At 64.5% G+C, this 18,786-nt stretch carries 14 protein-coding genes and 1 tRNA gene; 6 read left to right on the forward strand and 9 right to left on the reverse strand.

From position 1 onward, the window contains the following. Positions 1 to 29: 29 nt before the first annotated feature. From J5J83_RS05995 to J5J83_RS06010, 4 genes are all read right to left on the reverse strand, one after another. Positions 30 to 2,759 (reverse strand): cation-transporting P-type ATPase, encoded by a 2,730-nt coding sequence (locus J5J83_RS05995; protein WP_212346597.1) that lies wholly within the window; start codon positions 2,757 to 2,759, stop codon positions 30 to 32. A 37-nt stretch (positions 2,760 to 2,796) separates the two neighbouring features. Further along, entirely contained in the window at positions 2,797 to 3,162 is a 366-nt protein-coding gene (locus tag J5J83_RS06000) for a response regulator (protein WP_212346600.1), read from the reverse strand. Continuing rightward, positions 3,159 to 5,174, reverse strand: a complete 2,016-nt coding sequence (locus J5J83_RS06005) for an MASE4 domain-containing protein (protein WP_212346603.1) — start codon at positions 5,172 to 5,174, stop codon at positions 3,159 to 3,161. The genes J5J83_RS06000 and J5J83_RS06005 overlap by 4 nt, the downstream gene beginning before the upstream one ends. 408 nt (positions 5,175 to 5,582) lie before the next feature. Next, positions 5,583 to 5,667, reverse strand: a tRNA-Leu gene (locus J5J83_RS06010). A gap of 365 nt (positions 5,668 to 6,032) precedes the next feature. Here J5J83_RS06010 and J5J83_RS06015 point away from each other — a divergent pair. Together J5J83_RS06015 and J5J83_RS06020 are read left to right on the forward strand one after the other, a co-directional pair. Beyond that, entirely contained in the window at positions 6,033 to 6,878 is an 846-nt protein-coding gene (locus J5J83_RS06015; protein WP_212346606.1) for an ABC transporter substrate binding protein, read from the forward strand. 5 nt (positions 6,879 to 6,883) lie between these two features. After that, on the forward strand, positions 6,884 to 8,974 hold the full coding sequence (locus J5J83_RS06020) for a diguanylate cyclase (protein WP_212346609.1): 2,091 nt from the start codon (positions 6,884 to 6,886) through the stop codon (positions 8,972 to 8,974). Here the strand turns inward: J5J83_RS06020 and J5J83_RS06025 are convergent. Genes J5J83_RS06025 through J5J83_RS06035 form a run of 3 tightly spaced genes read right to left on the reverse strand, consistent with a single transcriptional unit; the run spans position 8,950 to position 13,279 of the window. Continuing rightward, complete coding sequence (locus tag J5J83_RS06025) at positions 8,950 to 10,092, reverse strand: carotenoid 1,2-hydratase (protein ID WP_212346612.1); 1,143 nt, start codon at positions 10,090 to 10,092, stop codon at positions 8,950 to 8,952. The two genes, J5J83_RS06020 and J5J83_RS06025, sit on opposite strands and share 25 nt — an antisense overlap. Continuing rightward, positions 10,092 to 12,602 carry an ABC transporter permease gene (locus tag J5J83_RS06030; RefSeq protein WP_212346615.1) on the reverse strand — a complete coding sequence of 837 codons (2,511 nt, stop codon included), beginning with the start codon at positions 12,600 to 12,602 and terminating at the stop codon, positions 10,092 to 10,094. Before J5J83_RS06030 ends, J5J83_RS06025 begins: the two co-directional genes overlap by 1 nt. After that, the gene (locus J5J83_RS06035; protein WP_212346618.1) at positions 12,599 to 13,279 is read right to left on the reverse strand and encodes an ABC transporter ATP-binding protein; all 681 of its coding nucleotides are present in this window, start codon (positions 13,277 to 13,279) and stop codon (positions 12,599 to 12,601) included. Before J5J83_RS06035 ends, J5J83_RS06030 begins: the two co-directional genes overlap by 4 nt. Before the next feature lie 101 nt (positions 13,280 to 13,380). On the opposite strand from J5J83_RS06035, the gene hpnC reads away from it, so the two are divergent. The 3 genes from hpnC to hpnE are packed head-to-tail and all read left to right on the forward strand — an operon-like array spanning position 13,381 to position 16,362. Further along, positions 13,381 to 14,214, forward strand: a complete 834-nt coding sequence (hpnC, locus tag J5J83_RS06040; protein ID WP_212346621.1) for a squalene synthase HpnC — start codon at positions 13,381 to 13,383, stop codon at positions 14,212 to 14,214. Then, positions 14,211 to 15,044 carry a presqualene diphosphate synthase HpnD gene (gene hpnD / locus J5J83_RS06045; protein ID WP_212346625.1) on the forward strand — a complete coding sequence of 278 codons (834 nt, stop codon included), beginning with the start codon at positions 14,211 to 14,213 and terminating at the stop codon, positions 15,042 to 15,044. The genes hpnC and hpnD overlap by 4 nt, the downstream gene beginning before the upstream one ends. A gap of 1 nt (position 15,045) precedes the next feature. Then, positions 15,046 to 16,362 (forward strand): hydroxysqualene dehydroxylase HpnE, encoded by a 1,317-nt coding sequence (hpnE, locus tag J5J83_RS06050; protein WP_212346628.1) that lies wholly within the window; start codon positions 15,046 to 15,048, stop codon positions 16,360 to 16,362. On the opposite strand, the gene J5J83_RS06055 is transcribed toward hpnE, so the two are convergent. Further along, positions 16,359 to 17,084: an ABC transporter ATP-binding protein gene (locus J5J83_RS06055; protein ID WP_212346629.1), complete on the reverse strand. Its 726-nt coding sequence runs from the start codon at positions 17,082 to 17,084 to the stop codon at positions 16,359 to 16,361. The genes hpnE and J5J83_RS06055 overlap by 4 nt on opposite strands. Here J5J83_RS06055 and J5J83_RS06060 point away from each other — a divergent pair. Then, on the forward strand, positions 17,068 to 17,691 hold the full coding sequence (locus J5J83_RS06060; protein ID WP_212346632.1) for an arylesterase: 624 nt from the start codon (positions 17,068 to 17,070) through the stop codon (positions 17,689 to 17,691). The genes J5J83_RS06055 and J5J83_RS06060 overlap by 17 nt on opposite strands. Before the next feature lie 5 nt (positions 17,692 to 17,696). Here J5J83_RS06060 and selD read toward each other — a convergent pair whose 3' ends face one another. Continuing rightward, entirely contained in the window at positions 17,697 to 18,737 is a 1,041-nt protein-coding gene (selD, locus tag J5J83_RS06065; RefSeq protein ID WP_212346635.1) for a selenide, water dikinase SelD, read from the reverse strand. Positions 18,738 to 18,786: the final 49 nt, after the last annotated feature.

Here is an 18,786-nt window from a genome sequence, read left to right on the forward strand (position 1 = left end):
CCAAGACGGCATTCCTGCAATGACATTGCTCAATTGATCGTGCCCGTATCGACCGTAGTCGTCGGCCGGGCGTGGCGCCGTGCGATCCACTTGCGCAGCTCCTCGAGTCCGAATACCACGCACGGCGCGGCGGCAATCATCGCCCACACGCCCGGCGCCAGCGTTGCGGTGGAAAACAGCGACTGCAAGACTGGCAAATGCGTGATCGTCACTATGAACAGCACTTCGAACACGATTCCGCCCACGATCCATGCGTTGAAGCGTCCGAGACCCGATAGCGCACTCTGGCGACTGGTTCGGCAGGCCATCACGTTGCCGATCTGGCAGAACACCACCATGGCCAGGAAGGCACCGGCCGCCTGGCGCTGCAGCAGGTCCTCGACGGCCGCACCCTGCCCCCAGTGCCAACCGCCGGCATCAAGCACAACGAAGAACACCGTGAAGGCGAGCGCCGACTCGATCAACCCGATGAAGCAGTAGCTGCGCAACACCGTGTGCGCATCGACCAGATGGTCCTCGCGCGGGCGCGGCGGGCGCTGCATCACGTCAGCTTCGGGGGGCTCGTTGCCGAGACCGATGGCTGGCAACATGTCGGTGACCAGATCCACCGACAGGATCTGGATCACCGACATCGGCAAGGGCAAGGGCAGCAGGACGTAAGCGATGAAGGGCAGGATCTCGGGCACGTTGCTCGTAAGGATGTAGGTGATGAATTTGCGGATGTTTTCGTACACCGTGCGCCCCTGCTCGATCGCGCCCACGATGGTGGCGAAGTTGTCATCGAGAAGGATGATGTCTGCTGCCTCCTTGGCGACGTCGGTGCCGCGCGCGCCCATGGCGATACCGATGTCTGCACGCCTGAGCGCAGGCGCATCGTTGACGCCGTCGCCGGTCATCGCCACCACCTCGCCCATCGCCTTCAGGGCGTCGACGATGGCCAGCTTTTGCTCCGGCGCAATGCGCGCGAACACGAGCTCTTCTGTACGCAGCGCCTCGACCAGCGCCTCGTGCGACATCATCGCGAGCGCCTCGCCGTCGACCACCTGCGGATTGCACACGATGCCAAGCTGGCGCGCGATGTAGCTCACCGTCTCGCCCTTGTCGCCGCTCATCACCAGCACACGGATGCCGGCGCTGTGGCAGGCCGCGACCGCCGCAGGTACCTCAGGGCGTGGCGGGTCTACCATCGCTACGAGCGCGGCGAAAACCAGCGGCGGCCTCTCACCAGCGGCACCGGGCAGGCTGTCGGCCAGCGCAATGACGCGCAGCCCCTGTCCGGCATAGCGATCGGCTTGCGCACGCAAGTGTTCGCGCGCATCGGCGCTCAGCGCGCACGCGCCATCGAAGCCGTGAATTGCGCAGCAACGCTCGAGAATCACCTCGGGGGCCCCTTTGGTAGCAAGGTACAGACTTCCGTCCGCCCGCCGCCAGACGGCCGACATGCACTTGGTCTCGGCATCGAATGGCGTGATCGCCACTGGCTCGTAGCCTGCGCGTAGCGCCTCAAAGCCGCTGTTCGTCTGAGCGAACTCGGCCAGCGCGCAATCTATTGGGTCGCCAGTGAAGCGCAATTCGCGCCCATGCGATGCGCCGCGAACCGCGAGTGCTTCATTGGCCAGCGCCATGATGCGCAGTGCCGTCCCCTGTGGCGCGCCACTGGTGTCTAGCGTCTCCACATGCAGCGCGTTGCGGGTAAGTGTGCCCGTCTTGTCAACGCAGATCACAGTGGTGCTTCCCAGCGTCTCGACAGCCATGATGTCCTTGATCACAGCGTTCTGCCGCGCCATGCGCACCGAGGCCTGTGTAAGCGCTAGGGTCACGGTGGGCAACAATCCTTCAGGCACGTTGGCGACGATGATGCCGATGGCGAACACCAGATTGACCCAGAAGGGGTTGCCGAGAACCACGCCGATAGCGAAAAAGACCACGCCGATGGCGAAGGCCAGCAGTGTGATCCAGCGCACGAAGCGCTTCAGTTCCCTCTGCATCGGCGTGAGGTCGCGCCTGACCTGTTGCGACAACGCAGAGATGCCGCCCAAGCTAGTCGAGCGCCCGGTCCGGGTGACCAGCACGCGGGCACTGCCGCGCAACACGGTGGCGCCCGAGCGAACCAGACAAGCCGTCTTGACCGTTGCCTCAAGCGCGCACTTTGCCACCGGCTCAGACTCGCCGCTGAGCACCGATTCGTCCACCAGCAGGCCGTTGCTCTCCAGCAGCACTCCGTCGGCACAGAATCTGTCACCCTCCTGGACCAGCAGTGCATCGCCGGGCACCACCTCTTCCGCGTCGATCAGTACGCGGCGACCGTCGCGCACAACCGCCACGGTGCGAGGAATGTAGTCGAGGAAAGACAACATGACCTGTTCGACACGGTAGTTCTGGGCGAAGCTGACCAGCGCATTGAGCACCACCACAACCGCCAACGCCCCGCCGATCAGCGCGTAGCCCTGCCCAGGGCTGAGCCGGTCGGCCAGCAACGCGAACACTGATGCAGCCATGAGCAACAGAGGGAACATGGCAAGGAATTCTCGTGCCAGCATGACGAAGGGTGAGCGCGGACGGTGAAAGCGCAGCCGGTTGCGGCCGTATCGCGCCAATGCCCTCGCGGCCGATCCATGATCCAGGCCATCCGCGCCACAGCCCAGCGCGGCGAACAATGCCTCGCGCGGGTGTCCCGGCGCGTCCATGCAGGGTATGGAGGCCCCCCCGGGGCTGGCGCCGCCATCCCAGGCTGCCGTATCGCGGGTTCGGAGCATCATGTTAGGGGGCGCATGGCGATGGTCTTGCGGTGTGAGATCAGGGGGCCATCAAGGCCCTCACCTTGTCTAGCAACACCGAGCCCGCGACCGGCTTGGTGCAGAGTTCGGCTGCACCGGCATCGCGCGCTGCAGCCATCGACTCGCTGTCATGGAGGCCACTCAGATAGAGCACGGGCATCGCGTTATGAAGACGTTTCAATTCCTGTAGAAGGCCAACGCCACCCAGGCCTGGCATATGCCCGTCAACCACGACACAGCCGCGCATGCCTGGCTCGAAGACCGCGAGAAACGCTTCAGCGTCAGGATAGTCGCGCACTGCTAGTCCGGCGGCCTCGAACATCCAGCCAAAGGCCTTGCGCACGCTTGCATCGTCGTCGATAAGGTGAACAGTCGGTTCGCTCATGGTGCAAACGGAAGTGTGAGATGAAAGACGGCACCGCCGTGGGGAGGTGACTCGGCCCACAGACGACCACCATGGCTCTCGACGATGGCGCGGCTCACCGCAAGTCCCATGCCCAGACCACGCGACTTGGTGGTGAAGAACGGATCGAAGATCCGGTCCACCACACCCGGGTCGAGGCCGGATCCAGAATCGGCGACGCTCAGCTGCGCGCTACCGCGATCGTTGCGGGTCGTCACGGTCAGCCGGACCTCTCCATCGCCACCTGCGTCGAGCATCGCTTCGATGCCGTTGTCGATCAGGTTGCCAAGGACCTTTTCGATACGCAGGCGATTGGCCAGCACCGGCGGCAGACCAGCCTGCAAATCGAGGCCGATCGCATAGTCGGTAGCCGCGTGATGATGCCGATAACTGTCCACGAGGGTGGTAACGAGTTCGTTGAGGTCGAGCGGATCGACAGACATCTTGCCCTGATTGATGAAACTCACCATGTCTTCAAGAACCGCTCCAGCCCGCAAGGCTGCCTGACCGGACGCTTCCACCATCTCGCAGAGGCGCCGGGTCGACCAGTGACCACTTTCGAGCATGAGCTTGGCAGCCTTTGCCGCCGCGCTGACGGCGCTGAGCGGCTGGTTGAGTTCGTGCGCCAACGCGGCCATCGTCTGGACCGCCACCTGGAGTTGCGACAACCGCGCCATTTCCCGGCTCAGGGCATGAACCTTGTTTTCTGCAAGTCGTCGGGAAGTCACATCTTCGATGACCGCGATGAAATAGTCAGGTCTTCCATGCATATCACGCACCAGCGCAGCGGTGATACGCAGCCACGCTAGCGAGCGGTCGGCGCGCACGTAACGCTGCTCTTGTGTTTCGCGATCAACCTCTCCCGCAAGCATTCGCTGCCGCCAGAGCTCACCGTTGGCAGCATCGTCGGGATGGAGGAGATCCAGAAAATCCGGCCATGTCTGCAGTTGCGCAACGCCGCCAAGGACTTCCTGCAGGCGTGCATTGATTCGTAACCATTTCCCTTCAAGGCTGAGATGTGCGATTCCCACTGGTGCCTGTTCGAAGATGGCCTCGAAGTGCCGTTCGCTGTCACGCAGGCGCTCGATGGCCCAGCATCGCTCGCGGTCCCGCATCGCCAATACCTGGCGGTAGAGCGTGCTGTTCTCCAGCAACAGCATGGTCAGGACAAGTAGCGCTGCCACGAGGCCGAACACCTGACCGGCGTACCAGCCCAGATCGAAACGAGCGTGGTTCAGGGACGCGGCCAAGCCTACATCGAAAAACCAGGCACAAACAATCACGATCAACCACAAATCAAGCCGCGATTGTCGGCGCCGCCACACCAGGCCGACCAGTGCCAGCACGCTGAGCAACCAAGTGACATGAGAAACTGCGGCCTTGGCCGGCGCATCCTGATTACCCTGCATGATCACCGGCAAGAACGGCTCAAACACCGTGCAGAGCAACGTCACTCCAGCAACGAGTGCCACGACCCCGGCCAGCATGGCCGGCGCCATCCATCCCGACGCTCTCGTGTCACCGCCAATCATTGCCTGGTCGCGTGGATCGACGAAGCAATAGCCGAGCACAAACAAAGGAAAGATGGCATGCCAGATGAAGTACAGCCAGGCGGCGGTCTGCGCGCCCGCCCCAAGCAAGCCGGCCGGTGCAAAGAGCCCGGGGGAACTCAACAGATGCACGACGGCCATGAAGGCACTGAAAAAATACCCGGCCGCCAGGATCAGCAGCGCGAGGGAGTGCTGAGTACGATTCTGACCCAGAATCAACACTCCCGTGACCGCCTCGCTGGTAATCAGCGCGGACTGCAACACTGGCAGGAAGGGCTCCAGTTCGCCGAGTGGATGTTTCGCAAAAGGCACTGCGACCGCGAACAGCCCCCCCATGAGGGCAACGATCACCAGTACTGTGCGCTTGTGGCGGGACGTGGCCGGCGTATTGAACAGCGTCATCGCGCTTTCCGCCTTCAGCTCATCCTCTGCATTGACGATCACGCGATGATTCAATCTCCGCTTCGCATCATGCACGCTACTCATCGCGGATCTCTCTGCGGCAATAATCGTAATATTAGCGATTACAGAACTTCGCACGAAAGTACTTCGAGGGTTGCTCCCGCCTGAGCGACGGAAGCAATCTCATCAAGGCAGAGAGTTAGATGTCCTGCTCACCCGGTTCATGGTGGAACCGTTCGCTCGACTGGTCAGTCGAGTGCATTGGGAAAGGATCACGCTCATTGCAAGGCATGGTCGGCTGCGTATTAGCCGCGGGTCCGCTCAGCTGCTGTGAGGATCAGCGCAGCACGGACCTGCTCCATGATGAGTTTGGCGGCTTGCACAAGAATTGCCCGCATGGACAACATGAGCGCCATATTCAAAAGAAGGTGATCGCCGCGTGGTCACTGCTGGTGCGAGGGAAGAGACTCGAACTCTCACGCCTTGCGGCGCTGGAACCTAAATCCAGTGCGTCTACCAATTCCGCCACCCTCGCACACGCCGCACTTTATCGCGGTCGCGAATTATACACACCTGTGTCGGATATGGGCTGACGCTAGCGTCTCCCTTGACCGCGCCTTATGCGGCATGAGAGGCTCTCGCGACCCTAAAGAAAACGTCTGGCTCCGCCGTCAATTCAAGGGGTATGGATTGATCCGGAAGCCCGTGTCATGAAGCAGGATCCCCGCGTCGGCCGCATGGGGAGGTAGACCGTGATGCCGACAGATCGAGCAGAACCCGAAAATCCAACCGCTTTCTTTCCGGTCATGATCCCCGCCTGAAATGCGCCTTTGCTGGCAGTTCTTCATCCTGTTGCCAACCCTCCTTTGCGCCCTCGTGCTGCCGACCACGGCGCGAGCGATGGATATTGCGATCGTGCTTTCGCAGTCGGGGGGCGCGCACAGGGTGTTCGCCGAAACATTGCGCGTCGTGGCGACCGGCATCCCCCACACCCTGCGCGACGCGGGCAGCGTCGACACAGGGGTGAATCCGGAGCGACTGCGGCAGGCAGACCTCATCATTGCGGTGGGGGCACGCGCAACGCAGGAGGTACTGCCCGGCGTAAAAAAGCCGGTCCTGTCGGTGCTGGTCAGCCGCGCGCAGTACCAAAGTCTGAGCGAGTCCTATCCGGACGCGGTCTATGCCGCCATGGTGCTCGACCACCCGGCCAGCCGACACATGCGACTGGCAAGCATCGTGGCACCGAACATCAAACAGATTGGCCTGCTCGTAGGGCCGGACAGCGTCGAGCTTGAACAAGGCTTCGTCGCGGCCGCGGCCGATGCGGGCGTACGCCTGACACCCAGGAGAGTCGGTTCGCAGGAGGAGTTGCTGCCGCAACTCGAGCAACTGCTCCAGGTCAGTGATGCACTGTTGATGATTCCCGATCCGCTGGTCGCCTCCCAGGCCGCCGCCCGCACCATCCTGCTGACCAGTTATCGCTATCGAAAGCCGATTCTCGCGTATTCACAAGCCTACGTTCAGGCCGGTGCGCTGGCGGCCGTGTTCAGTGCGCCGGACGATGTTGCACGAGACCTCGCCGACTGGCTCCGGAGCAAAAGTCCGGCAAACCTGCAAAAAGGCACGGAACTGCAACCGCAACGCTTTTCGGTCGCGGTCAACCGGCAGGTTGCGCGCGCCCTTGGCATGGATGTTCCAAGCGACGAGATACTGGCAGAGCGGGTCGCCGGCGGGGCGCGGAGATGATTCGAATGAACAAACTCTCACTCAGGCAGCGCCTGCTGATGGTCGGCTTGCTGCCGGCCGCGCTGCTTGCTGCGTGCATTACATCGCTGGTGCTGTGGCGCGGGACCAGTGCCATGGATGCCGCGCTCAATGATCGGGGTGTGGCGATCGTCAGCTTCCTCGCACCGGCGGCAGAATACGCGGTGATTTCGGGCAACCGGGACACGCAGATGAGTCTGCTGCAGGCCGTGCTGGAGCAGGCGGACGTCACCGGCGCAGCGCTCTACGATCGCGACGGCGGACTGCTTGCGGTGAGCGGACGACTGCGTCTCGTCCATGCCGGACAGGTCGTCGGCAGCGATCGACCGCAAATTATCGCGCGCGGTGAGTCGCGTCTCGGCTATGCGGCGCCGGTGGTGTCGGCACCGCTGATCATCGATGACGTGTTCGATCCACAGTCACGTGCGGGCCGGCGGGATCGGACAGAGACCATCGGCTGGGTCTACGTCGAACTGAGCGACGATGCACTCCTGGCGCGCAAGAACAACATCATCCTGCTTGCGATCGGTGTGTTCGTCGCCGGTCTGGGGGTGGCGGGCTTCATCGCCTCCCGTCTCGCCTCGGCGGTCGGCAAACCGCTCGCCAGTCTGGTTGACGCGGTACGCAGGATTGGAGAAGGCGAGTTGGACGTTTCGGTCGCGGATGATGCCCCCAGCGACGAATTGCGTCATCTGCAGCGCGGCTTCAACAGCATGGCACGCTCGATCTCCGTATCGCATCAGGAGATGCAGCACCGTATTGACGAGGCCACGTCCAAGCTCGCGTTCCAGGCGCTGCACGATCCGCTCACCGGCCTTCCGAACCGGCGTGCCTTCGAGCAGACACTCGAGAGCGCGGTCGAGCGTTCTCGCCGCTCCGGCGATCATGCGACCTTGTGCTTCATCGATCTGGATCGCTTCAAGATCGTCAACGACAGTTGCGGCCATGCGGCGGGCGACGAACTGTTGCAGGAAATCGCGCAAATGATCAAAAGCCGGATCCGAAGCGGCGATCTGATCAGCCGGATCGGCGGCGACGAGTTCGCCCTTGTTCTGCACGACTGCACGCCCGAGGATGCCAGGCGGCTGGCCGAGAGCCTGCGCGAAGCGGTCTCGTCGCTGCGCTTCGACTGGAATGGGCGCAGCTTCACGGTTGGCGCGAGTATCGGACTGGTACGCATTGACGGTCGAAACAACAGCGCATCCGACCTGCTCGTCGCCGCCGATCTGGCCTGCTATGCGGCCAAGAAAAGCGGGCGCAATCGGGTAGAGGAGCATACTGTCGATGCAACAGGCGGCATCAGACGGCACACCGACCTCCCGCAGCCGAAAAATGCGGCGGCCCTGACCCTGCCCTACGACGAGTTGGTGCTTTTTCACCAACACATCCGACCGATCGCGGGCGAACTGCAATTCGAGTGGGTTGAGATCCTCCTGCGTCAGCGCGATGCCAGCGGCGTGCCCGGGTCCGCTCAACCACTGCTCTTCAGTCTGAGCATGGACGAAAGAGGGCTCGAACTCGACCTGTGGATTGCGCGCCATGCCTTCCAGTCGCTCGGCGCCGCGAACCCTGCTACGCAAATCAGTCTGAACCTGAGCGCCTTTACCGTCTTGCACGCCGAACGCTATTGGCCCCTGCTGCATGAATACCTGGGAACCACCGGCACCGCGGCGGAGCGGATCGTTCTCGAGTTTCCTGCCCGCCTTGCAGAACAATGGCCGTCCGAGTGCGGGCGTTTTGTCGACGTCGCGCGAAAATCGGGCGTCAGGATCGCCCTGGAAAAACTCGATGGCAGTTCGACGACCCTGTTGCCCACGCTGCGGCCCGACATCGTTAAGGTCAGCCTCAAATCACTGGTCGAGTCATTCGGTCTCGAGGCGGGTTGCAACCTTGCACAGGCGCTGTGCGGCATGGCGAACGCGTTGGCCATTCCAGTCGTCGCCTCCGAGGTCGAGGACCCCCTGCTGCGGGATCTGCTGGGCAATTACGGTTTCACCTATATCCAGGGCAACCTCGTGTCCGAGGCGCTTGCCCTCGCCAAGGACAGCGCGGATCACATCTTCAATGGATCCGCGTAACCGGTCATTTCCAGATAGCCCCTGCCAATCTCTCTCGCGCTTGCGCCGGCTTCGAACACACGCACGGCCCCTTCCCAGTAAATCGCGCCGGTGGACCGGCGACTGTCGAGTTCCTGGTCATCCATCATTGGCGCGATCCGCACCCGGCGCGCCGGCTGCGCGCCCTCCGCTGCAATCTCCAGCTCCATTTCGACCGGATAGGTGGCACCCGAGCGCGGCGAACGCCAGCTGCGTCGCACGCTGAAGTGCAAGGCATCGGGAGCAAGGATCCGGACACGGCCGTCGGGCATACGCAGCGTCCCGCCAGCCCAGATCTGCGCACCGTCCAGGTTGCGCATGCGAAAAGCCATCAAGGCTCCGCCATCGTCCAGGTTGATGCCGATCCAGTCCCATCCGCTCGCGTCCGGGGGCATGATCTCGCTCGACCATTCATGGTCCAGCCACGCCTTGCCGGACACCACATGCTGCGCATCCTGCAGACGGAGTTGCCCCTCGGCCTTCAACTGCGGCCGACTGTAGTAGTAGCTGGCGTGTTCAGGTGCCGACGCTTTGCGGCTGAATCCCGCGTCGCCGTTGAGCAATGGCTCGCCGTCAGGCGTCAGCTCGAGATCGAACGCAAACGTGCCGGCTTGAACGTGCGCCCGATAGTGTCCTGGCGCCCCCGCAGGCGCGGACCACGCCAGGCGCCAGTCGTGCAGCTTTACGTCGGTATTGCCGGCATCCGCCGCGACCAGCGGCGGCAGCACGCGCTCGGCGCGCTCGGCATGAAACAGTCGTCCATTTGCCGGGTCGGCGAGCGCTGCATGCGCGAGGATCAACTGCTGCGGACTGAAACGACTGCTGCCGGTGACATCGAGCGGCGGCCGCACGCGAAAAAAGGTCAGCTGGAAGCCACGTTCGCGCCCTGCTTCGTCACGCAGCCAACCGGTCACGTACCACCACTCGGTTCGATAGCCTGGATGGGCGCCGTGATCGCGCGGAAACGAGAGCGCCCGCCCGGCAATAACGGGCGGGTAAGACATCACGCCGACGCCCGCTCCACCGAAAGCGGCCGGTGTCTGCCACAAAGCAAGCCACAGCAATGCGGCCGCGAGGATCCCGCGCGTGTCACGCCCCATCACCAGTCCTCCCGCACAGCCAGCACGGCACGCTGCCGCATCGCGCGATAGCCCGCCAGGCGCGCCACCAGCGCCGCCAGCCCCACAAGGCCGAGCGAAAACAACAACAGCCCCGAGAACGGAACATGGATATCCATGCTCCAGTGAAAGCTCTGGCGGTTGACCACCTCGATCAGGACCCAGGCGATGCTGCCGCCGGCAATCAGCCCGACGCCAACCCCGACCGCTGCGCATAAAGCGCCTTCGACGGCGATCAGCATGCCAATATCACGCCGACCCAGGCCGATATGGCGCAACATGCCGAATTCGCCGCGTCGCGCCATGGTCAGCGCAGCGAAAGTGGTCGCAATGCCAAAGAGCCCGATCACGATCGCCACCGCCTCCATCAGGTAGGTGACGACGAACGTTCGGTCGAAGATCTTCAGGCTTACCGCCCGGATCTCACCCGGTAAGGCGATCTCCACCGTCTGCGCCCCGAACAGGTCGCGCAGCGCAGCGGCGACGGTGTCGGCCGATGCCCCGCGAACAAGGCGGATGGCGACATCATTGATCCTGTCATCACCGCTCAGGCGGCGATAGGTGTCGAGATCGACCACGACCGCGCCGTTCTGCCGCGCATAGTCCCGCCACACTCCCCCCACGCTGAACTGCACGGCCTGGCCGTCGAACGGAATCGTCATCGCGTCACCGGGTGCCAAATGCAGCAGATCCGCGACAGCCTCGGAAATCCATACGCCCGGCAGCGCCGACGCATTCTCGTGCAGGCTTCCGGACACCAATGGCAGTCCCCATCCACGGCTCACCGAGCGCGCCAGCAGCGTCACCGGCGGACGCCCTTCGATCAGACGCAGATCGACCGCCCGCACCGGTTCGACGAAATCCACGCCAGCGTTGGCGCGAATCCGCGCAAGTGCGTCGGCATCGAGGAAACCGCTCGCGCCGGCACTGGACGCGCGCAGGTAGAGATCAGCCGGCAGGACGCTGACCAGCCAGTCGTCGACGGAGACGCGAAACGAGCTGACCATGATCGCCATCGCACTGGCCAGTGCGACACTCGCGACCACCCCGGCACCGGCCACGATCGACTGCCCGGGCGCCGCCGCAAGGCGTGCATGGGCCAGGCGCCAGATGACCCCACGCCCGCCTGATGCGACATGCATTGCGAGCGCCGTTGCGGACGGCAGCGCAAGTACCGCCGCCGCGAGCGCAAACGCCACCGCAACATAGCCACCAACAGGGATTCCGGCAATCGGCGGCGGCAGGCAGGCGACAGCGGCGAGCGCAATGCACGCGACTGCGCGGCGCAAGCGCGAGCGGCCGAGTGCGTGGACGGCAGTGTCTGCAGCACCCGCCCTGAGCCCCGATGCCGGTGCCATCGAAGCGGCCTCACGTGCAGGCAGCCACGCCCCGGCGAGGCCGGCGATGACACCGAGCGCAAGATAGCCGGCAATGAGCCAGGGTGAAAACTGGAGCGTCGGCCGGGTTGAGGCGAAATACCCCGCGCCAAGATCGCCACCGATCAAGACGAACGCCATCAACGCAAGCAGATGACCCAGCGCCACACCGGCGATCCCGCCAGCAAGGCCGGTGACCCCGCCTTCGGCCAGCAGCCCGCGCATCAGCGTGCGCCGCGCCATGCCAAGGGCCCGCAGCAGCGCGAACTCGCGACGCCGCCGCACCACCGCCAGCCACTGGGTCGAAAACACGAGAAAGCCCCCGGTCAGCAGCGCAATCGCAGCCAGCATGCTGAGGTTGACCCGATAGGCGCGGGTGAGCGCCGTGGTTTCGGACACTGGCGCATCGGGTGGCGCGATCGTGATGCCCGCGGGCAGGAACGCCCCCAGCGACGCCCTCGCCTGCGCACGATCCACGCCCGGCGCCAGCTGGATGTCGATCCGGCTCAGGCGCCCGAGCATGCCGAAGGTTTCCTGCGCAGCGGCGATGTCCATCACCGCGAGCGACTGCCCGACCCCGGCACCAGGTACCATGCCCGCCACCCGCAGCGCGGTCTCGTGTACGCCGGATTGCACCGTCAGCACGGGCTGCAGCGGCGAGTCGAGCACCGTCTGTTGCGCCGCGGTGCTCAGAAACACCGCGTCCGGCGCCAGCGCGGCAAAACGCGCATCGTTCGCGGTCGCGCGCGGCATCAGTGCAGGCTGGACCGTAGCAAGCCGAAACACATCGATGCCATACAGACGCAGCGTCGTCGCCCTGCCCGGCAACCTGGCCTCGATCTCCACCACCGGACTGGCCTCGGCCACCTCGGGCCGCCGTGCCAGCGCAAGGTATACGCCCTCGTCGAAGCCGGCTCGCCCGCCCCTGACCTGGAGATCGGCCTCACCCGCCAGCGTGCGCATGCCACGACCGAACTCATCCAGTGCAGCGTCATGAATCAACTGCACGGCCAGACCCAGCGCCACCCCGAGGGCGATGGCGAGCAGCGACAATGCGCTCGCCAGCCGACGGCGCGCGAGACTGGCCACGAACAGCCGCAGGATGGAGCGGGTCATGCGGAATATGCCATCGCCGGCGACAGACGCATGTCCTTGAGCTCGAGCACGCGATCGGCCCGCTGCGCAGCAGCCCGCGAATGGGTCACCAGCACGCCGGCGGCTCCGGCTTCCCGCACGCTGGAAAGCAGCAGATCGAGTACGTCCGCGGCACGGGCCGGATCGAGGTTGCCGGTGGGCTCATCGGCAAGGACCACGGAGGGGCGATGCACCAGCGCACGGGCAATGGCAACGCGCTGCAACTCGCCCCCTGATAGATGCTGAGGCCAGTCGTCCGCCCGCGGCCCCAGGCCGACCCGCTCGAGCATGCGCGCTGCGAGCCGATCGGCCTCAGCCCCACCCCTGCCCTGCAACCACAGGGGCACTGCCACGTTGTGTCTCAGGCTGAGATGCGGAAGGACGTGAAAGGCCTGAAAGACGAAACCGAAGTGGTCGCGACGCAGATGCGACAGCGCGTCGTCGTCGAGCCCGGCAAGTTCGGTGTCGCCGACCCGTATGCTGCCGCTGTCCATCGTTTCCAGACCCGCCATGCAGTTGAGCAGGGTCGACTTGCCCACGCCCGACTCTCCGATGATCGCCACGCACTCACCAGCTGCGACCTGGAGATCGAGCGCCCTGAAGAGCGCGCGGGGTGGATGGCCTGCAATCGTTTTATCGAGTTGTTCGATTCTGAGCATGGAAACGAGACCAGGGACAATGCGGAAAGTGCCGGCAGGGCGTCTTCGCTTATACTCCGCCCGCGTCTTCCATGCCAAATCCGTGCCTCCGGTGCGATTCGATGCCCGTCGATCACTACGAAAACTTTCCGGTTGCCTCATTGCTGCTGCCTGCGCGCCTACGTGAGCCGGTAGAGGCCATCTATGACTTTGCACGCAGTGCCGACGATATTGCCGACGAAGGCGACGCGTCCGCGGTGATGCGCCTCGCGCGCCTCAATGATTATCGCAACGCCCTTCACGCCACCGAACGCGGCGATCCTGTGGCCGACCCAAGCCTGGCGCCCATGTTCGCCCGCCTGGGCAAGGCGATCCGTGCATTCGATCTGCCGGTCCAGTTATTTCGCGACCTGCTCGATGCCTTCAGTCAGGATGTCGGCAAGACGCGCTATGCCGACTTTCCCGAACTGCTCGACTACTGCCGCCGATCGGCGAATCCGGTGGGACGCCTGCTCTTGCACCTGTACGCTGCGGCAAGCCCTGACAACCTGCAGCTGTCGGACAGGATCTGCACCAGCCTGCAATTGATCAATTTCTGGCAGGATGTCGCGCTCGACTGGCACAAGCAGCGCATCTACATTCCGCAGGACGATCTTGCCCGCTTCGCCATTACCGAGTCCGACATAGCGGCGACCGTGTGCGACCAGCGCTGGCGTGACTTGCTCGACTTCGAGGTGCAACGTGCGCGCACCATGATGCTCGAAGGCGCCCCGCTTGCCCGCCGTCTGCCAGGACGGGTCGGTTGGGAGTTGCGGCTCGTGGTCGCCGGCGGCCTGCGCATTCTCGACCGAATCGAAGCAGCGGATTTCGATGTATTTCGTCAACGCCCGACACTGGGCAAGGCCGACTGGGCGCGCATCGTCTGGCGCGCCCTGTGGCAAGAGAAGAAACAATGAACCCTCACGACTATTGTCAGGACAAGGCCGCAAAGAGCGGTTCGAGCTTCTACTACAGCTTCATGTTCCTGCCGCCGCAGCGCCGTCAGGCGATCACCGCACTTTATGCGTTCTGCCGCGAGGTCGACGACGTCGTGGACGAATGCCACGATATCTCGCTCGCTCACACCAAGCTCGACTGGTGGCGCCAGGAACTGGGCCGCGTGTTTGGTGGCACGCCGACCCACCCGGTCGGCCATGCGCTGCAGGACGTCATCGCAAGCTTCAATCTGCCGCAGGAACAGCTGCTCGAGATCATCGACGGCATGGCGATGGACCTGCAGCAGACGCGCTACCTGGATTTCAAGGGCCTTCAACTCTACTGTTACCGGGTCGCCAGCGTGGTCGGGCTGCTGGCGGCGGAAATCTTCGGCTACACCGACCGCCAGACGCAGAAGTACGCCCACGATCTGGGGATGGCTTTCCAGCTCACCAACATTATCCGCGACGTCGGCGAAGACGCGCGCCGCGGCCGCATCTATCTGCCCATCGAAGACCTGCAGCGCTTCAACGTGCCCGCAAGCGACATTCTCGAGGCCCGCTACTCGGACAATTTCCGCCAGCTCATGGCCTTCCAGGCCGAGCGTGCGCAGCAGTTCTACGAGCAAGCCTTTGCAAATCTGCCCGCAGTGGATCGCAAGAGCCAGCGCCCTGGACTGGTCATGGCCGCGATCTACCGCACTTTGCTCGACGAGATTGCCCGCGACGGATTCAAGGTACTCGACCGCCGCACCTCACTCACCCCGCTGCGCAAGGTGTGGCTGGCCGGGTGGACGTGGATGAAGGGCTGACATGGCGGCCGTACCCGCAGTCGCCGTGATTGGCGCCGGCTACGCCGGGCTTGCATGTGCCGTCGAACTTGCGCGCCATGGCATTCACGTCACCGTTTTCGAGCGATCGCACGCGCTGGGCGGACGGGCCCGGGTGGTGCGCAAGGATGGACACGAGGTTGATAACGGCCAGCATATCCTGATCGGCGCCTATACGGAACTGACGCGGCTGCTGCGCCTGACCGGGGGCTCGCCGAAGCAGCTCGAACGTCTGCCACTGACCCTGCATGTGCCGGGCAAGCTCCACCTCAAGGCGGCACCGCTGCCTGCGCCGCTGCACCTGGCTGTCGGCCTGTTGCTGGCACGCGGCCTGGCGTGGAAGGATCGCGGCGCGATGCTGCGCATGATGCGCTGGCTGAAGAAGTCGGGCTTTCGCGTGCCGCCCGGCATGAAGGTGGAGGCGATGCTCGCGCTCACCAATCAAACCCCGACGCTGCGCCAGCTGGTGTGGGAGCCGCTGTGCGTCGCCGCGCTCAACACGCCGGTCGCCGAGGCCTGCGCCCAGGTCTTCGCCAATGTGTTGCGCGACAGCCTGGGCGCCTCGGCGGACGCGAGCGAAGTGCTGATCCCGCGCATCGATCTGTCCGAGCTGTTTCCGGTCGCCGCGGCGCGGTACCTGGCCACGCGGCGCGGCAGACTCCGCACCGGCAACGCGATCAGTGCGATCCAGCCCGGCGATGACGGTTTCCGCCTCGAAGGCGACCCGGGCAGCCAGCCCTGGTCGCAAGTGGTCATTGCCACCGCGCCCTATCACGCCGGTGCATTGCTGGCCTCCACCGGCGCGTGCGACCGGCTGGCAGCGCAGATCGATGCCTTGCCGCACGAGCCGATTGCAACCGTCTATCTCGCGCTTGGCGCAGGACAGAGCTTGCCGGAAGTCATGATCGGACTGGCGGAGGGGCCGGCACAGTGGGCCTTCGATCGCGGGCGCTGCGGTGGCGAGCCAGGTCTGATGGCCTGTGTGATCAGCGCCCACGGCGCGCACGAGTCGCTGTCGCAGGATGAACTGATCCTGGCCGTGCTCGCGCAGCTAGAACGCGAACTTGGTCGCCGCTTGCCGGCGCCGCAGTGGTCGCAGGTCATCGTCGAAAAGCGCGCAACCTTCGCCTGTCGCCCGGGCCTGTTGCGCCCGGGCATACGCACGCCGGTGGCGGGATTGTGGTTGGCGGGCGACTATATCGACTCCCCCTACCCGGCCACACTGGAGTCCGCGGTCCGCGCCGGTGTCGCCTGCGCAGAGGCCGTTCGTGCCCGCGCCGATGGCGGCAGAAAAGGCTAGTCTGCGATCGCGGTGTCCTGCGGCACTTCTTTCAGACGCCCCTCGGTCATGCGCAGCACACGACCGCAGCGTCGAGCCAGCATTTCGTCGTGGGTGACGAGAATCAGCGTGGTTCCTGCTTCGCGATTCAGTGCGAACATGAGATCGATGATCGACTTGCCGGTTGCCGCATCGAGGTTGCCGGTGGGTTCGTCGGCCAGCAGCAGGCGCGGGTCGGCAGCAAAGGCGCGCGCGAGGGCAACGCGTTGCTGCTCGCCGCCGGACAGGTGCTTGGGATAGTGCGACACGCGCTTGCCCAGCCCCACCCGATCGAGCCAGGACAGCGCCCGTTGTTCAGCGTCGGCGTAGCCGGCCAGTTCCAGCGGCAACATCACGTTTTCCAGTGCAGTGAGCGCCGGCAGCAGCTGGAAAGACTGGAACACGAAGCCGATCGACTCGCCGCGCAAGGCCGCGCGGGCATCCTCGCCAAGGCTGAACAACTCCGTCCCGAGGATGCGCACGCTGCCACTGACGGGAACATCCAGCCCTGCGAGCAATCCGAGCAAGGTCGATTTGCCCGATCCGGACGCGCCGACGATGGCCACCGATTCGCCTGCCCCCACCGCGAAGCCGACGTCCCGCAGGATGTGCAGTTCACCCTGCTGGTCGGCCATCGCTACACTCTTGCACAACTTGTCCACCTCGATGACCGGACTGGAGAACTCAATGCCGCTGCGATCCATGCTGACCTTCCTGCTTGTTCTGTTTGCCGGTGCTGCTCAGGCAGCAACGATACTGGTTTGGGGAGACAGCCTCTCGGCCGGCTACGGTCTGAAACCGGACGAAGCCTGGCCTACCCTGTTGCAGACGCGTCTCGAGGCCGAAGGGTTCCGCCATGATGTCGTCAATGCGAGCGTATCGGGTGAAACCTCGGCGGGCGGACGCTCGCGCCTGCCCGCCGCGCTGAAAGCGCACCAGCCGGCAATCGTCATCATCGAACTTGGCGCCAACGACGGCTTGCGTGGCCTGCCGCCAAAGCTTCTGGAACAGAATCTGGAGGCGATGATTGCGGACGCCCGCCAGGCCGGCAGCAAGGTCCTGCTGATCGGGATGCAGATGCCGCCGAACTACGGACCTGCCTACACCCGCAGCTTTGCCGCAGCCTATGCCTTGGTATCCACCGCCACCGGCGTGCCGCTCGTGCCCTTCCTGCTCGAAGGGTTTGCCGATCGACCAGAGATGTTCCAGGCCGACGGCATCCATCCGCTTGCGCAAGCCCAGCACACGGTGCTCGATACCGTGTGGCGCGGCCTCGAGCCGCTGCTGGGCAGCCGCAGCGCGAAACGCTGAGCAGCTCAGTCGATGACCACCTGCGGCGCACCTTCGCCCATTTTGCCGATGACCTGCCCTGCGTTCCCTTGCTCGGCGGCGATCAACGATAGCACCGCATCGACCGACGCTGGCGCGCACGCGATCAACAAGCCGCCGGAAGTCTGCGGATCGGTCACGAGCTTGCGTTGCCATTCCGGCGCCCCCGACCTCATCTCGACGGACTCACCATAGCTGTTCCAGTTGCGCGCCGAGGCACCGGTTGCCACCCCATCGCACACCAACTGCCGTGCTTCGGGTATCACCGGCAACTGGTCGAAATTCACCACTGCGCGCAATCCGGCACCGCGACACATTTCCAGCAGATGCCCGGCCAGCCCGAAGCCGGTTACATCGGTCATGGCATGCACGTCGTCGATTTCGGCGAGGCGCGCGCCCACGCGGTTGAGCGTGGTCGTCCACCGGATCATCTCCGCATAGCCTTCGGCACTGAGCAGGCCTTTCTTCAGACCCGCCGACAGCACGCCGATGCCAAGCGGCTTGCTGAGGATGAGGACGTCACCCGCCTGCGCACCCGCATTCGTACGCACCCGCGCGGGATCGACGACGCCGATGCCTACCAGCCCATAGATGGGCTCGAGCACATCGATCGAGTGTCCGCCGGCGATTGGAATACCCGCCTCGCGACAGATCGACGCCCCGCCCTCGAGAATGTGCCCGATCACCTCGCCTGGCAGCTTGTCCAGGGGCATGCCGACAATGGCAAGGGCGAAGATGGGCGTCGCGCCCATCGCGTACACGTCCGACAGCGCATTGGTCGCAGCAATCCTGCCGAAATCGCGCGGGTCATCGACGATCGGGGTGAAGAAGTCGGTCGTCGCGACGATGGCCTGGCGGTCGTTGAGGCGATAGACCGCCGCATCATCCGCCGTCGCCGTGCCCACGAGCAGGTCGGGCGGCAGCAGCCCGGCCGGCATGCGCGCCAGGAGTTCGCTCAGTACGCCGGGGGCAATTTTGCAGCCACAGCCGCCGCCGTGGGAGAATTGGGTAAGTTTGATCTGATCCATGACCTGAGGGAGCGCGTGACGGCCCGCCAAAGCGCTGCCGCCGCCGCAA

It is taken from the genome of Azoarcus sp. L1K30, assembly GCF_018122735.1.
Taxonomy (GTDB): domain Bacteria; phylum Pseudomonadota; class Gammaproteobacteria; order Burkholderiales; family Rhodocyclaceae; genus Parazoarcus.

Excerpts from the sequence above, each read along its gene's own strand:
- J5J83_RS05995 (WP_212346597.1), bottom strand. The coding sequence starts at position 2,759 with ATGATGCTCCGAACCCGCGATACGGCAGCCTGGGATGGCGGCGCCAGC.
- J5J83_RS06000 (WP_212346600.1), bottom strand. The coding sequence starts at position 3,162 with ATGAGCGAACCGACTGTTCACCTTATCGACGACGATGCAAGCGTGCGC.
- J5J83_RS06015 (WP_212346606.1), top strand. The coding sequence starts at position 6,033 with ATGGATATTGCGATCGTGCTTTCGCAGTCGGGGGGCGCGCACAGGGTG.
- J5J83_RS06020 (WP_212346609.1), top strand. The coding sequence starts at position 6,884 with ATGAACAAACTCTCACTCAGGCAGCGCCTGCTGATGGTCGGCTTGCTG.
- J5J83_RS06025 (WP_212346612.1), bottom strand. The coding sequence starts at position 10,092 with ATGGGGCGTGACACGCGCGGGATCCTCGCGGCCGCATTGCTGTGGCTT.
- J5J83_RS06030 (WP_212346615.1), bottom strand. The coding sequence starts at position 12,602 with ATGACCCGCTCCATCCTGCGGCTGTTCGTGGCCAGTCTCGCGCGCCGT.
- J5J83_RS06035 (WP_212346618.1), bottom strand. The coding sequence starts at position 13,279 with ATGCTCAGAATCGAACAACTCGATAAAACGATTGCAGGCCATCCACCC.
- hpnC (WP_212346621.1), top strand. The coding sequence starts at position 13,381 with ATGCCCGTCGATCACTACGAAAACTTTCCGGTTGCCTCATTGCTGCTG.
- hpnD (WP_212346625.1), top strand. The coding sequence starts at position 14,211 with ATGAACCCTCACGACTATTGTCAGGACAAGGCCGCAAAGAGCGGTTCG.
- hpnE (WP_212346628.1), top strand. The coding sequence starts at position 15,046 with ATGGCGGCCGTACCCGCAGTCGCCGTGATTGGCGCCGGCTACGCCGGG.
- J5J83_RS06060 (WP_212346632.1), top strand. The coding sequence starts at position 17,068 with ATGCCGCTGCGATCCATGCTGACCTTCCTGCTTGTTCTGTTTGCCGGT.
- J5J83_RS06055 (WP_212346629.1), bottom strand. The coding sequence starts at position 17,084 with ATGGATCGCAGCGGCATTGAGTTCTCCAGTCCGGTCATCGAGGTGGAC.
- selD (WP_212346635.1), bottom strand. The coding sequence starts at position 18,737 with ATGGATCAGATCAAACTTACCCAATTCTCCCACGGCGGCGGCTGTGGC.